The sequence below is a fragment of the Pseudomonas subflava genome (assembly GCF_023823685.1).
In the GTDB taxonomy this organism is placed as follows: Bacteria; Pseudomonadota; Gammaproteobacteria; order Pseudomonadales; family Pseudomonadaceae; genus Aquipseudomonas; species Aquipseudomonas subflava.
This window is the reverse complement of the sequence record NZ_JAMXBF010000009.1, coordinates 287,003-299,653: the sequence shown is the minus strand read 5'-3', so window position 1 is coordinate 299,653 and position 12,651 is coordinate 287,003. Positions and strand designations below refer to the sequence as shown.

The 12,651-nt window shown below is 68.0% G+C and carries 12 protein-coding genes and 2 tRNA genes; 2 read left to right on the top strand and 12 right to left on the bottom strand.

Annotated features, from left to right (window positions below):
* Positions 1–31 precede the first annotated feature (31 nt).
* Positions 32–2,065 carry an oxidoreductase gene (locus tag NF616_RS14890; RefSeq protein WP_434091885.1) on the bottom strand — a complete coding sequence of 678 codons (2,034 nt, stop codon included), beginning with the start codon at positions 2,063–2,065 and terminating at the stop codon, positions 32–34.
* Positions 2,066–2,266: 201 nt separating this feature from the next.
* On the opposite strand from NF616_RS14890, the gene NF616_RS14885 reads away from it, so the two are divergent.
* Both NF616_RS14885 and NF616_RS14880 read left to right on the top strand, forming a co-directional pair.
* Positions 2,267–3,382 (top strand): carbon-nitrogen hydrolase family protein, encoded by a 1,116-nt coding sequence (locus NF616_RS14885; protein WP_252274068.1) that lies wholly within the window; start codon positions 2,267–2,269, stop codon positions 3,380–3,382.
* 1 nt (position 3,383) lies between these two features.
* The gene (locus tag NF616_RS14880; RefSeq protein WP_252274067.1) at positions 3,384–4,424 is read left to right on the top strand and encodes an AraC family transcriptional regulator; all 1,041 of its coding nucleotides are present in this window, start codon (positions 3,384–3,386) and stop codon (positions 4,422–4,424) included.
* 223 nt (positions 4,425–4,647) lie between these two features.
* Here the strand turns inward: NF616_RS14880 and NF616_RS14875 are convergent.
* The 11 genes from NF616_RS14875 to gspE all read right to left on the bottom strand — a co-directional run bounded on the left by NF616_RS14875 (position 4,648) and on the right by gspE (position 12,458).
* Positions 4,648–4,724, bottom strand: a tRNA-Asp gene (locus NF616_RS14875).
* 22 nt (positions 4,725–4,746) lie between these two features.
* A tRNA-Val gene (locus tag NF616_RS14870) sits at positions 4,747–4,822 on the bottom strand.
* 143 nt (positions 4,823–4,965) lie between these two features.
* Entirely contained in the window at positions 4,966–5,475 is a 510-nt protein-coding gene (locus NF616_RS14865; RefSeq protein ID WP_252274066.1) for a type II secretion system protein M, read from the bottom strand.
* On the bottom strand, positions 5,472–6,617 hold the full coding sequence (gspL, locus tag NF616_RS14860) for a type II secretion system protein GspL (RefSeq protein WP_252274065.1): 1,146 nt from the start codon (positions 6,615–6,617) through the stop codon (positions 5,472–5,474). The genes NF616_RS14865 and gspL overlap by 4 nt, the downstream gene beginning before the upstream one ends.
* A complete protein-coding gene (gene gspK, locus NF616_RS14855) occupies positions 6,614–7,570 on the bottom strand; it encodes a type II secretion system minor pseudopilin GspK (protein ID WP_252274064.1) in 957 nt (318 codons plus the stop codon). Before gspK ends, gspL begins: the two co-directional genes overlap by 4 nt.
* Positions 7,567–8,271: a type II secretion system minor pseudopilin GspJ gene (gene gspJ, locus NF616_RS14850; protein ID WP_252274063.1), complete on the bottom strand. Its 705-nt coding sequence runs from the start codon at positions 8,269–8,271 to the stop codon at positions 7,567–7,569. The genes gspK and gspJ overlap by 4 nt, the downstream gene beginning before the upstream one ends.
* Positions 8,268–8,657 (bottom strand): type II secretion system minor pseudopilin GspI, encoded by a 390-nt coding sequence (gene gspI / locus NF616_RS14845; protein WP_252274062.1) that lies wholly within the window; start codon positions 8,655–8,657, stop codon positions 8,268–8,270. The genes gspJ and gspI overlap by 4 nt, the downstream gene beginning before the upstream one ends.
* Positions 8,654–9,229: a type II secretion system minor pseudopilin GspH gene (gspH, locus tag NF616_RS14840; RefSeq protein ID WP_252274061.1), complete on the bottom strand. Its 576-nt coding sequence runs from the start codon at positions 9,227–9,229 to the stop codon at positions 8,654–8,656. The genes gspI and gspH overlap by 4 nt, the downstream gene beginning before the upstream one ends.
* A gap of 71 nt (positions 9,230–9,300) precedes the next feature.
* Positions 9,301–9,726 carry a type II secretion system major pseudopilin GspG gene (gene gspG / locus NF616_RS14835; RefSeq protein ID WP_192397143.1) on the bottom strand — a complete coding sequence of 142 codons (426 nt, stop codon included), beginning with the start codon at positions 9,724–9,726 and terminating at the stop codon, positions 9,301–9,303.
* A 3-nt stretch (positions 9,727–9,729) separates the two neighbouring features.
* Positions 9,730–10,947 carry a GspF family T2SS innner membrane protein variant XcpS gene (xcpS, locus tag NF616_RS14830; protein WP_252274060.1) on the bottom strand — a complete coding sequence of 406 codons (1,218 nt, stop codon included), beginning with the start codon at positions 10,945–10,947 and terminating at the stop codon, positions 9,730–9,732.
* On the bottom strand, positions 10,947–12,458 hold the full coding sequence (gspE, locus tag NF616_RS14825) for a type II secretion system ATPase GspE (protein WP_252274059.1): 1,512 nt from the start codon (positions 12,456–12,458) through the stop codon (positions 10,947–10,949). The genes xcpS and gspE overlap by 1 nt, the downstream gene beginning before the upstream one ends.
* Positions 12,459–12,651 lie beyond the last annotated feature (193 nt).

Genomic DNA, 12,651 nt, shown 5'->3' with positions numbered 1-12,651 from the left:
CAAACGCCCCGCGCGAGGCGGGGCGTTTCGGTTACAGCTCGGCGGCGAGGCGCGAGCCCTGGTTGATCGCCCGCTTGGCGTCCAGCTCGGCGGCCACGTCGGCACCGCCGATCAGGTGCACGTTCTGCCCGGCGGCGACTAGGCCGTCGTGCAGCTCGCGCAGCGGGTCCTGCCCTGCGCAGACGATCACGGTGTCGACCGGCAGCACCTGCGGCTCGCCCTCGGCGATGCGGATGTGCAGGCCGGCGTCGTCGACCTTGAGGTACTCGACCGAGTTGAGCATCTGCACGTTCTTGTTCTTCAGGCCGGTGCGGTGGATCCAGCCGGTGGTCTTGCCCAGGCCGTCGCCGACCTTGGTCTTCTTGCGCTGCAGCAGGAACACCTCGCGGGCCGCCGGATGCACCTCGGCCTTGATCCCGGCGATGCCGCCACGGGCGTCCAGCGCGGTGTCGATGCCCCACTCCTTCCAGAACGCGTCGCGGTTCTGGCTGGTGGCTTCGCCGGCGTGGGTGATGAACTCGGAGACGTCGAATCCGATGCCGCCGGCGCCGATCACCGCGACCTTCTGGCCGACCGGCTTGCGCTGCAGGATGGCGTCCAGGTAGCTGATCACTTTGGCGTTGTCGATACCTTCGATGGCCGGGGTGCGCGGGGCGATACCAGTGGCCAGGATGATTTCGTCAAAGCCGCCCTGGGTCAGGTCATCGACGCTGACGCGGGTGTTCAGGCGCAGGTCGACGCCGGTGCTTTCCAGCTTCTTCTTGAAGTAGCGCAGGGTCTCGTAGAACTCTTCCTTGCCCGGCACGCGCTTGGCCACGTTGAACTGGCCGCCGATCTCGCCGGCCGCATCGAACAGGGTCACGCTGTGGCCGCGTTCGGCGGCCACGGTGGCGGCGGACAGGCCGGCAGGGCCGGCGCCTACCACGGCGATCTTCTTCACGACGGTGGTGGGGATGTAGTTCAGCTCGGTCTCGTGGCAGGCACGCGGGTTGACCAGGCAGCTGGTCAGCTTGCCGCCGAAGGTGTGGTCCAGGCAGGCCTGGTTGCAGCCGATGCAGGTGTTGATCTCGTCGGCACGGCCTTCGGCGGCCTTGTTGACGAAGTCCGGGTCGGCGAGGAACGGACGGGCCATGGACACCATGTCGGCATCGCCCTCGGCCAGTACCTGCTCGGCCACTTCCGGGGTGTTGATGCGGTTGGTGGTGCACAGCGGGATGTTCACCTCGCCCTTGAGCTTGGCGGTGACCTTGGTGAAGGCCGCGCGCGGCACCTTGGTGGCGATGGTCGGGATGCGCGCCTCGTGCCAGCCGATGCCGGTATTGATGATGGTGGCGCCGGCCTTCTCGATGGCCTTGGCCAGCAGGACGATTTCGTCCCAGGTGCTGCCGCCCTCGACCAGGTCGAGCATCGACAGGCGATAGATGATGATGAAGTTCGGGCCTACGGCCTCGCGCACGCGGCGGACGATCTCCACCGGCAGGCGCATGCGGTTCTCGTAGCTGCCGCCCCAGCGGTCGGTGCGGTGGTTGGTGTGGGCGGCGAGGAACTGGTTGATGAAGTACCCCTCGGAACCCATGATCTCGACGCCGTCGTATTCGGCCTGCTGGGCCAGCAGCGAGCAGGTGACGAAGTCCTGGATCTGCTTCTCGATGCCTTCCTCGTCCAGCTCGCGCGGCTTGAACGGGTTGATCGGCGCCTGGATGGCGCTCGGTGCAACCGACTTCGGGCTGTAGGCGTAGCGGCCGGCATGCAGGATCTGCATGCAGATCTTGCCGTCCGCCTCATGCACGGCGCGGGTGACGATCTTGTGCTTCTCGGCCTCTTCGACGGTGGTCAGCTTGGCCGCGCCGGAGTACACGCCGCCCTCTTCGTTCGGGCCGATGCCGCCAGTGACCATCAGGCCGACGCCGCCGCGGGCACGCTCGGCGAAGTAGGCCGCCATGCGCTCGAAGCCACCCGGCTTCTCTTCCAGGCCGGTGTGCATGGAGCCCATCAGGGTACGGTTCTTCAGGGTGGTGAAACCGAGGTCCAGCGGGGCTAGCAGGTTCGGGTAGGCGTTGCTCATGGTCATCTCCACAGCGTCGGGCTTATCACGGTCTGCCACGCACTGATCCGCGCGTGGTCGTTGTTGCGGCAGACGATAATGAGCGGCCGCCGACCGCTCAATGATCGAAAAGCACAAGTTATTGATCGAAAGTGACAGGCCGACTAGGCAACGACGGCGCCTTGCCCTAGGCTGGCGGTTCACTTTCAACCAGGTTCATCCATGCTCACCCTGCTTCGTCGCGGCCTGTTGCTGCTGCTCGCCGCCGCCCTGATCGCCTATGCCGCCTGGATCCAGTGGCGGCCCGCCAGTTTCTTTCTCAGCGACCTGCGCAGCTCGCTGGCCTTCAGCCAGGGCGACGACCGCGGTCGTGGCAACCTGCTGGGCATCCAGCCAGAGCTGTACAACGCCGACTACCGCAGCGCGCTGCATCTGCACCGCAAGCTCGCGGCCTATCTCGACGGAGCGCAGCGCCAGGGCCTGCTCAACGCGAAGACCGTGGTCGTGCTGCCCGAGCACATCGGCACCTGGCTGGTGGCGGTCGGCGAGAAGCGCGAGGTGTTCGCAGCCCGCGACCTGGCCGAGGCGCGTGTGTGGCTAGGTCTCAGCCATCCGCTGGAGCTGATCGGCGCGCTGCTGGCCAACCAGGGCACGTCGCGCTTCAGCGATGCGCTGCTGCGCATGAAGGCCGAACAGATGGCCGCCGACTACCAGAGCCTGTTCGGCGGCCTGGCCGAGACCTACGGCGTGACCATCGTCGCCGGCTCGATCGTGCTGCCGGACCCGCGCGTCGAGGAAGGCGTGCTGCTGGTCGGCGACGGGCCGCTGTACAACGTCAGCCTGGTGTTCGGCAACGACGGGATACCGCTCGGCCAACCGCAGCGCAAGGTGCTGCCGCACCGCGACGAGGACAGCTTCACCGCCGCGGCCGCCGACCAGGCCCTGCAGGTGGTGACCACCCCGGCCGGGCGCCTGGGCGTGCTGATCGGCACCGACAGCTGGCGCCCGGAGAGCTACGCGGCGCTGGTCGCACAGCAGGTCGAGCTGCTGGCGGTGCCGGCCTTCCTGCACGGCGACAGTCACTGGAACGGCGTATGGCCGGGCACGCCGAGCGACCTGCGCAGCCGCGCCAGCCAGCTCAGCGAGGGCGAGGCCTGGTTGCGCCACTCGTTGCCGGCGCAGTTGCCGCAGACCCCGGCAGCGGCCGGCATGACGGTGTTCATGCGCGGCCAGCTGTGGAACCTGGGCAGCGACGGCCGCAGCATGGCGGTGACGCCCGACGGGCCGCGCCTGGTCGAGGAGGCGCCCGGCGCGCGCCTGTTCAACCTGTGGCTGTGACGTGAAGCCGACCCGCGTGCGCCTCGGCGACCTGTCCGTCGCGTTTGTCCATGGACTCGTCGCCGCGCTGGCGGAGAAGGGCCTCGCCGCCGACGAGCTGCTGCGCCAGTTCCGCCTGGACGACGCCCGCCTCGCCCTGCCGCGCGAGCGCCTGTCGATCCCGCGCTACATGCGCCTGGGCCACAGCGCCATCGCCCTGTGCGGCGACCCGGCGCTGGGCCTGGAGATGGGCCGTCACAGCCGCATCGGCCAGGCCGGCCTGGCCGGCGTCACCGCGGCCCAGGCGCCGAACCTGCGCGAGGCGGCGCGCACGCTGATCCGCTTCGAACCGCTCTACGCCCACAACTACCGCGGCCAGTCGAGCTTCGCCGAGGACGCCGGCGGCGCCTGGCTGAGCTTCTATTCGATCAGCCCGTACAACGACTTCAACCGTTTCGTGGTGGACTCGGTGCTGTCCACCTGGCGTCACCAGCTCGGCGCCCTGCTGGGCGAAACGCTGGTGGTGGAGCGGGTGGAGATCGAGTTTCCGGCGCCCCCGTATGCCGAGCGCTACGAGCGCTGCTTCGGCTGTCCGGTGGAGTTCGGCGCCGCCCACAACCGGCTCTACCTGAGCAGCGCCAGCCTGGACCAGACGCTCGACCAGCATTGCCCGAGCACCTGGCAGCAACTGCTGGAACTGGCCGAGCGGGAACTGGAGCAGCTCACTCGCACCCGCAGCCTGCGCGAGCGCATCATCCATCTGCTGGGGCCGATGCTGCACGGGCGCGAGCCGGAGCTCGAAGAAGTGGCGAGGAAATTACAGCTGCCGAGCTGGACGCTCAGGCGCAAGCTGGCGGAAGAAGGAACGCAGTTCCGCACACTGCTCAACGAGACGCGACGGGACCTGGCCATGGCCTACATTCGCGATACCGAACTGGCCTTCGGCGAGATCGCCTTCCTGCTCGGCTTCGCCTCCGCGGAGGCCTTTCAACGGGCCTTCAAGCGCTGGAGCGGGCAGACTCCGGGTGAGTTTCGCCGCCTTCAGCGGCTGCACGCCGGTTAAAGCTCGAACGCGTCTTCGGCGGGCTCCAGCGGGTCCTGCTCGACGGCACGGGACTCCAGCAGCTCTTCGACGTAGTCATCCATCGGGTTGTCCTCCTTTGAGTGGCGATGTGGTCCAAACAAAGACCATGCCAACAGACTGAAGATTCCCGATGACACTGTGGTGACAGAGGCCCAGATGCGAAAAACCCCCAGCTCTTGCGAGCTGAGGGCTTCTCTGTATATGGCGCAGCGGACGGGACTCGAACCCGCGACCCCCGGCGTGACAGGCCGGTATTCTAACCGACTGAACTACCGCTGCGCGTCGGTTCTCGCAAGAGACATGGTGGGTGATGACGGGATCGAACCGCCGACCCTCTGCTTGTAAGGCAGATGCTCTCCCGGCTGAGCTAATCACCCGAGTAGCCTTGCGAGGTGGCGCAATTTACGCAGGGGCATTACCTAAGTCAACACCCTGCTTGAAATTTTTCTTCACGGGCGGGTTTTGTGAGCACGCCCATATGCCCGATTACGGTGCCGGCGGCACCGCCCCGGTGCAGCCCTCAACCCGCACGCAGCAGCAGGCGGGTGCTCACCAAGCCTTTCTCGGCCCTCTCCATGCCGGCCTCCTCGACGCGCACGCCCTGCTCTTCCAGGCTCACCAGCCAGCGCAGCAGGCGGCCGAAGTCGGTGGGCTGCAGGCTCACCTGCAGACCGCCGTCGCCCTGGTTGTCCAGGCGTTCGATGTTCAGCCCCTGGCTGGCGGCGCTGCCGGTGACCAGGCCCTGCAGTGCCGTGGGATCGATATCGACCTGCGGCCGCCCCTGCAGGGCGCGCACCTGCGGCGCGTTCTCCTGCAGGTAGGCGTGCAGCGCGCGCTGTTGCTGCAGGAAGCTGCGTGCCTGCTCCAGATCCTGGCTGACCGGCCGCCACAGCAGCAGGTAGAGCAGCACCAGCAGCAGGAAGCCGCCGAGCAGGCCCAGGGCCAAACGGTCACGCGGCGGCAGACCGTGCCAGCGGACGGCCAGCGGGTTGTGGGCGATGCGTGTCTGCAGTTGCGAAACCAGGCTCATCCGTTGCCTCCGATCACCAGGCGTGCGCTGACGCCGTTGTCTTCACGGCTCGCCGAGCCCATGTCCACCGCCAGCCCCGCCTCCTGCAGCCGGGTGCGCAGGCTCTCCAGGGCCGAGAAATCGCTGGCCTGCAAGTTGAGCGCGAGGTCACCGCGCTCGGCGCTGAAGTCCAGCTGCTGCACCTGCACCTGCGCGCCTTCCTCGCCGATGGCCGCGGCGGCCTGGTCGAGCAGCTGCAGCAGTTGCTGCTGGGCACCGCCCTGCGATTCGGACAGGTGCTGGTCGAACTGGGCACGCAGGTTGATCAGTTTGCTGTCACCGGGGAACAGCTCGCGGTACAGCGACTCGCTGGCCTCGGCGTAACGCTGGCCCTCGCGCTGCAGGTACCAGCCTTGGGCCAGGTTGAAGCCCCATTGCAGCACCAGGCACAGGCCGAGCAGCGCCGCCAACGGCCGCCAGCGCTGCCATTGACCGGAAGGCTCGCGCCGCGCGAACGGCCCCTGGGCCAGGTTGCACTCGGCGCGCTGGCGGGCCAGCCAGGCCAGCGGCGACGCCAGTTCGTGGAATTCGTCGACCTCCGCCGGCGCTGCCTGGCCGGCTACCACATAGGCCACGCGCGGCTCCGGGCACAGCGGCGCCAACTGCGGCCAGTCCTCGCCGCGCAGGGCCAGGCGCGCCTCGCCGCTGCCGCCGAGCAGCCAGCGCTCGCCCAGGCAAAGCAGCTGGCTACCCTCGCCGGTGAGCAGATCGGCATCCACCTCGATGCGCTGCGGCAGGTGGCCACCGCACAGGGCTAGCCAGCCGGCCAGCCATGCGCGGCGCACCGCATAGACCCGGTGACGACCGTCGGCCAACTGCCCACCGACGCTCAGGTGGAACTGCTCGACCTCCTCGGCCAGCAATTCCTCCACGGCAAACGGCAATGCCTTCTGCAGCCAGCGCGCCTTGGTGGTGGGCAGCTGCACCAGGCACACCGTCACCGCCTCCACCGGCAGCACCAGGCGCCAGGGCTGCGCCTCAGCCGGCAGGGCCTCGGCGAAGGTGCGCTGGCTGCAGATGTCGCTATCGACCTGCCAGACGGGCAACTCGGCCAGTACCTGGGGACAGGCCTGGGATGGAAGAAACAGGGTGGGCAGGCTCATTCTTCGGGCTCCTCGGTGGGCAGGGGCGCCAGGCCCTCCTGCCCCAGATCGCGCGCCATCAGGCGCACGCGTCCATCATTACCACGTTGCAGATAACTCGCCAGCACCTGACGCCGGTCGCCCAGCAGCACTTCGGTGGTGACGCGGAAATACTGGCTGGCGGTGCTCAGCCCCTGGGGGCTCACCGCGTAGGCGCCGAGCTGCTGGACAAAGGCGCCGGGATCGCGATAGCCGGTGCGCCCGCGCCCCTCGATGGCGGTCTTCAGCGCCGACTCGGGAATGTTCTCGCCGAGGCTGGCGAGCACCTGGGCGCCGGCGGTGTTGACGTTCAGCTCGACCTGGCTCGGCAACGCGCTGACGAAGGGTGCCAGGCGCCGGTAGTCGACCTCGCTCATGCCCAGCAGCAGGCGCAGCTCGGAGGCGTCGGCGATGCGCCCGGGACCGGTGCGATACGGCGGCTTGAGCAGCAGGTACTGGTCGTCCTCGGCGCCGGCCATGCCGCTGGGCTCCTGATCGCCGTCGAGCCAGTCCTGCAGGCGGTCAGCGTAGGCTGGCGTCAGCTGCAGGCGCTGCAGCAGACGGCGCAGACGCAGCAGCGCCTGCTCGCCGGCCTGGCCGCCGGCGGCCAGGCTGTTCAGGTTGAAACGCCCGGAGAGGTCCTCGATGCGCAGGCGCAGCTCGCCGCCCTCGTCCAGGGGAAAGCGCAGCCCGGGATTGGCCCAGGGCTCGGCCAGATGGTCCACCTGCCCCTCGGTCAGGTCGCGGCGCAACATGGCCTTGGCCAGCAGCTCGCCGCCTTCGGCGTAGTACTGGGCCTGGCGTACCAGCAACTGATTGCCGGTGCTGCGGATGGCCAACTGCTGGCGCATCAGCAGCGCCGCGCAGACCACCGTCACCAGCGCCACCACCAGCAGCACGGTGATCAGCGCCACCCCATTCTGCCGGCGCGTCATGGGGTGGGCTCCGCTTCGGGCATGGGCGCCGGCTCTTCCGGGAGTGGCTCGCCGCCCTCCTCGCCACCCGGCGGGATCAGCTGCTCCTGCTGCGGCATCTCCGGCATGCGCCAGACCCGGCGCAGCTCGCCGTAGTAGCGGTGTTCGATGATCAGCTCGACGGCCGTAGGCAGCTGCGTCAGCGCCTCGTCCGAGCGGCTGTTGGCCGGTGGCCAGCTCTGCAGCCAGCGGCCCTCCAGGTCGAGAAAGCGCAGCTCGAAGCGCGTTACCCCGTCCAGCGCCTGCTGGACGCGCGGCTGGCTGTCCTGGGCCTGATCCAGCACCGCCCAGTAAGCACGCTGCCAGCGCTCGCCCTCGAGCTGCCAGCGCACCCGTTGCAGCGTCGCACGCGGCTGCCCCAGCGGATTGCGCCAGCCACTGCGGGTGAATTCGAGATAGGTGTCCTTGCCACTGTCGCCGCGCATCGCAGCCAGCGGATCGCCCAGCGGGTCGCGCACCGGACGCAGGCGTACCTGCAGCAGATCGCGCTCGAAGGCCGCCATGGCCTTGGTCAGTTCCCGCAGGCGCTGCTCCTGCTCGCGCTGGCCGCGGTCGGTCTGCAGCACGCTGTCGAGCATGCGGTAAGTGGCCATGGCCAACAGGGCGAAGATGGCAATGGCGATCAGCACTTCCAGCAGGGTGAAGCCGCGCGCGCGCCTCATGGCTCCACCCCGACGAAGCCGCTGAGCGTGACCAGGGCGTTGTCCTCGAGCTTGCCGCGCAGCCCGCGCTCGGGACGCGGCGCCACGCGCACGGTGACACGCAGCATCTCCGGCTCGCTGGTGGCCTGCACTTCGGTCTGCCACAGCCAGCGCCGCCCGGCATAGGTCTCCTCGCCCTGGTCGCGCCCCTCGCCGGGCGGCGAATCGGCCAGCTGCAACTCCTGCAGGCGGTTGTCCGCGAGCCAGGTGGCGAAGGTCTTTTCCTCCAGCCGCGCCGCGGTCTTCAGGGTGCGGGCACTGGCGCTGAGCACGCTGGCCGCGACCACGGCGAAGATCGCCAGGGCCACCAGCACTTCCAGCAGGGTGAAGCCACGGACCGGTCTCAACGCCCCTTCTCCTGCTTCAGCTCGGGTTCGGCGAAACCGTCGCTGACCAGCGACAGCGCCGGCGCGCCGCGCTCCCGGCCGCCGGCCAGGCGCAGGGTGAAGGGGGTCAGTTCGCCGCTGGAGAGGATCAGCAGCTGCGGCGGTTTGGGCCCGGACTTGTCCTTGTCGCCCTTGGGCGTGGGCAAGCCGACGCTCTGGTCCTCCACCTCGATGCTCATCTGGACCCAGTCGGGCAGCTCATGGATCCGGTCGTCCAACGGCTCCCAGCGCGCCTTCAGCGGCTCGTAGCGCAGCACCTGGTAGCTGTGGGTCTCGAAGCGCACGCCGTACTCGCGGTTGTCGAGCACCGCCTCGTCGAGCAGCACCCGCAGCAGGCTGTTGAGGCGGTCGGCCTCATCGTTGAGCTTGCGTGCGGGACTGCTGGCCAGGCCGCTGCCGATCACCGCGAGACTGGTCAGCACACCGAGCAGGACCAGCACCACCAACAGCTCGATCAGCGTGAAGCCGCGTGCGGCCTTGAGGCGCGACGGAAAAACTGCGTCGGAGGCGGCTCCGGATTGCTCATCTACCATCTGTAAATTCCGCATCCTCAGCCGCTCTCGCCTGGCTTTTCTCGAGCTCGCTGCATCCCTGGCACAGCGGATCAGAGATCCCAGTTACCGATGTCGGCATTGGTGCCGTCGCCGCCTTCCTGGCCGTCGGCGCCCAGGCTGTACAGGTCGATCTTGCTGCGAGTACCCGGCGACAGGTACAGGTACGCGTTGCCCCACGGATCGACCGGCAGCCTTTTCAGGTAACCCTCGGTGTTCCAGTTTTTCGCCGGCGGGTTGCCGGTGGGCTTCTTCACCAGCGCCTCGAGGCCCTGCTGGGTGCTCGGGTAGTTCTGGTTGTCCAGCTTGTACATGTCCAGGGCCGCACCGATGGCGCGAATGTCGTTCTGCGCCGCGGTGACCTTGGCCTGGTCCGGGCGACCCATCACCTGCGGTACCACCAGGGCGGCGAGGATGCCGAGGATGACCACCACCACCATGATTTCGATCAGGGTGAAACCGCGTTGTTGCTTGTTCATCAATCAGCCCACCAGTTGGTTCAGAGAAAGAATCGGCAGGAGGATGGCCAGCACGATCACCAGCACCACCGCTCCCATGAACACCAGCATGAACGGCTCGAACAGCCCCACCAGCAGGCCGATGGTGGCCGCAAGATCGTTCTCCTGGTTGCGCGCCGTGCGCGACAGCATCTGGTCCAGCTCGCCCGAGCGCTCGCCGCTGGCGATCATGTGCAGCATCATCGGCGGAAACTGCCGGCTGGCCTCCAGGGCCCGCGACAGGCTGCCGCCTTCGCGCACCCGCTGGGTGGCGTTGGCCACGTCGGTGCGGATGACGCGGTTGCTCACCACTTCGGCGCCGATGGCCAGGGCCTCCACCAGCGGCACGCCGCTGCGTACCAGAATGGCCAGGGTCGAGGCGAAACGCGCCGTCTCGGTGGCGGCGATCAACCCGCCTACCAGCGGCACGCGCAGCAGGAAGGCATGCCAGCGCCGACGCAGTTCCTCGTTGCGCAGGGCGCGACGGAAGGCGATCACGCCGATGACACAGAGCACGATCACCACCACGCCCCAGGCCTTGACCAGCTCGCTCAGGAAGATCAGCCCGCGGGTCAACGCCGGCAGAGTCTGCCCGGAGTCGACGAACACCCGCACCACGTCCGGCACCACGTAGCCGAGCAGGAAACCGACGATGCCCAGCGAAGCGAGCATCAGGATCAGCGGATAGAGCAGCGCCATCTGGACCTTCTGCCGCGATTGCTGGCGCTGCTCGGTGTAATCGGCCAGCTGTTCCAGCACCGGACCGAGATGACCGGCGTGCTCACCGGCCGCCACGGTGGCGCGGTATAGCTCGGGAAACGCCGCCGGATAGGTTGCCAGCGCCTTGGCCAGGCTGTGGCCTTCCAGCACCTTGCCGCGCACCGCCAGCAGCATCGACTGGATGCGCGGCTGGCGCGACTGGGCGGCGGCGGCGCGCAGCGCCTCCTCGATGGGCAGCGCGGCGCTGATCAGGGTCGCCAGTTGGCGGGTGACCAGGGCCAGATCGCGCGCCGACAGGCCACGGCGCAGGCTGAAGCCGCCACCGCCTTCGGCCTGCTCCTTGCGGTGCACCGGCTCGACCTGCAGCGGCGACAGCTGCTTCTCGCGCAGCAGCTGGCGCACCTGGCGGGCGCTGTCGCCTTCCAGCACGCCTTTCTGCTGGCGGCCCTTGGGGTCCAGGGCGATGTACTCGAAGGCGGCCATCAGTCTTCTCTAGTGACGCGCAGGACTTCTTCCAGGGTGGTCACCCCTTCCAGCACCTTGCGCCGACCGTCGTCACGGATGCTCGGGCCGAGGCTGCGGGCGTGGCGCAGCAGTTCCTGCTCGCCGACGCCGTTGTGCACCAGGGTGCGCATCTTGTCGTCGAAGATCACCAGTTCGTAGATACCGGTCCGGCCGCGGTAGCCCTGCTGGTGGCACTCGGGGCAGCCCTTGGCGTGGTGGATCAGCGGCTGGGTCTGCGGATCGAGACCGAGCAGGCCGCATTCGGCCTCGTCGGCCGGGCGCGCCTCGCGGCAGTGCACGCAGAGCACGCGCACCAGGCGCTGGGCCAGCACGCCGAGCAAAGATGAGGACAGCAGGAAGGGCTCGACGCCCATGTCCACCAGGCGGGTGACAGCGCCGACGGCGCTGTTGGTGTGCAGGGTGGACAGCACCAGGTGACCGGTGAGCGAGGCCTGCACGGCGATGTCGGCGGTTTCCTGGTCACGGATCTCGCCGACCATCACCACGTCCGGGTCCTGGCGCAGGATGGCGCGCAGGCCGCGGGCGAAGGTCATGTCCACCCGCGGGTTGACCTGGGTCTGGCCGATGCCTTCGAGGTAATACTCGATCGGGTCTTCCACCGTGAGGATGTTGCGCGAGCGGTCGTTGAGGGTGACCAGGCCGGCGTACAGGGTGGTGGTCTTGCCCGAACCGGTTGGGCCGGTGACCAGTATGATGCCGTGGGGCTTGCGCAGGTTATCGTCGAGCAGGCGGCGGTCGCGCTCGCTCATGCCCAGGTGCTGCAACGACAAGCGCCCGGCTTGTTTATCCAGCAGACGCAGCACCACTCGCTCGCCATTGGCCGACGGCAACGTGGAGACGCGGATATCGACTTCGCGGCCGCCGACCTTGAGCGAGATGCGGCCGTCCTGCGGCACGCGTTTCTCGGCAATGTCCAGGCGCGCCATGACCTTGACCCGCGAGACCAGCAGCGCGGCCAGCTCGCGGCGTGGCTCGATCACTTCACGCAGGATGCCGTCGACGCGAAAGCGCACGACCAGGCGTTTCTCGAAGGTTTCCAGATGGATGTCGGAGGCGCCAGCCTTGATCGCCTCGCTGAGGATGGCGTTGATCAGGCGGATGATCGGCGCATCGTCTTCCTGTTCGAGCAGGTCACCGGATTCGGGAGTGAGTTCGGCCAGGCTGGCCAGATCGAGTTCGGCGCCGAGGCCCTCGGCCATCTGCCGCACCTCGGAAGAATCACGCTGGTAGGCCAGCGACAGCTGTTCCTCGAAAGCCTCGGGTTCCAGCCACTGCAGCGGCAGCACCCGGCCGGCGAAACGCTGGGCCTCCTGCACGGCGGTGAGGCTAGCGCCGCGGCGTACTTGCAGCTGGGCCTGACCATAGGATTCACGCAGCAGTACGCCGTGGCGCTTGGCGAAGGCGAAGGGCAAAGAGCGCAGCGGCGGCTCTGCCGGGGCCGCTAGCGCGGCATGGGTGTCGATGGACATGTGCGGGCCCGTTCCTGAAACAGAAGATCCATCTAGCTGTTGTTTTTCTTGTTATGCGGCACGACTGACGCGCCAAGTTAACGGATTTCAGCGGAATCTGCAGTGCCGATTTCGCAGCTACGACATTCGAGCGACAACGCCCGGATAAATTCGTTATGCCCCTACATCCGAGCACAAAAAAAGAACCCCGGCA

What these genes read in the sequence shown, in the direction of transcription:
- NF616_RS14890 (WP_434091885.1), bottom strand. Translation starts at nt 2,065, where the DNA reads ATGAGCAACGCCTACCCGAACCTGCTAGCCCCGCTGGACCTCGGTTTC.
- NF616_RS14885 (WP_252274068.1), top strand. Translation starts at nt 2,267, where the DNA reads ATGCTCACCCTGCTTCGTCGCGGCCTGTTGCTGCTGCTCGCCGCCGCC.
- NF616_RS14865 (WP_252274066.1), bottom strand. Translation starts at nt 5,475, where the DNA reads ATGAGCCTGGTTTCGCAACTGCAGACACGCATCGCCCACAACCCGCTG.
- gspL (WP_252274065.1), bottom strand. Translation starts at nt 6,617, where the DNA reads ATGAGCCTGCCCACCCTGTTTCTTCCATCCCAGGCCTGTCCCCAGGTA.
- gspK (WP_252274064.1), bottom strand. Translation starts at nt 7,570, where the DNA reads ATGACGCGCCGGCAGAATGGGGTGGCGCTGATCACCGTGCTGCTGGTG.
- gspJ (WP_252274063.1), bottom strand. Translation starts at nt 8,271, where the DNA reads ATGAGGCGCGCGCGCGGCTTCACCCTGCTGGAAGTGCTGATCGCCATT.
- gspH (WP_252274061.1), bottom strand. Translation starts at nt 9,229, where the DNA reads ATGGTAGATGAGCAATCCGGAGCCGCCTCCGACGCAGTTTTTCCGTCG.
- gspG (WP_192397143.1), bottom strand. Translation starts at nt 9,726, where the DNA reads ATGAACAAGCAACAACGCGGTTTCACCCTGATCGAAATCATGGTGGTG.
- xcpS (WP_252274060.1), bottom strand. Translation starts at nt 10,947, where the DNA reads ATGGCCGCCTTCGAGTACATCGCCCTGGACCCCAAGGGCCGCCAGCAG.
- gspE (WP_252274059.1), bottom strand. Translation starts at nt 12,458, where the DNA reads ATGTCCATCGACACCCATGCCGCGCTAGCGGCCCCGGCAGAGCCGCCG.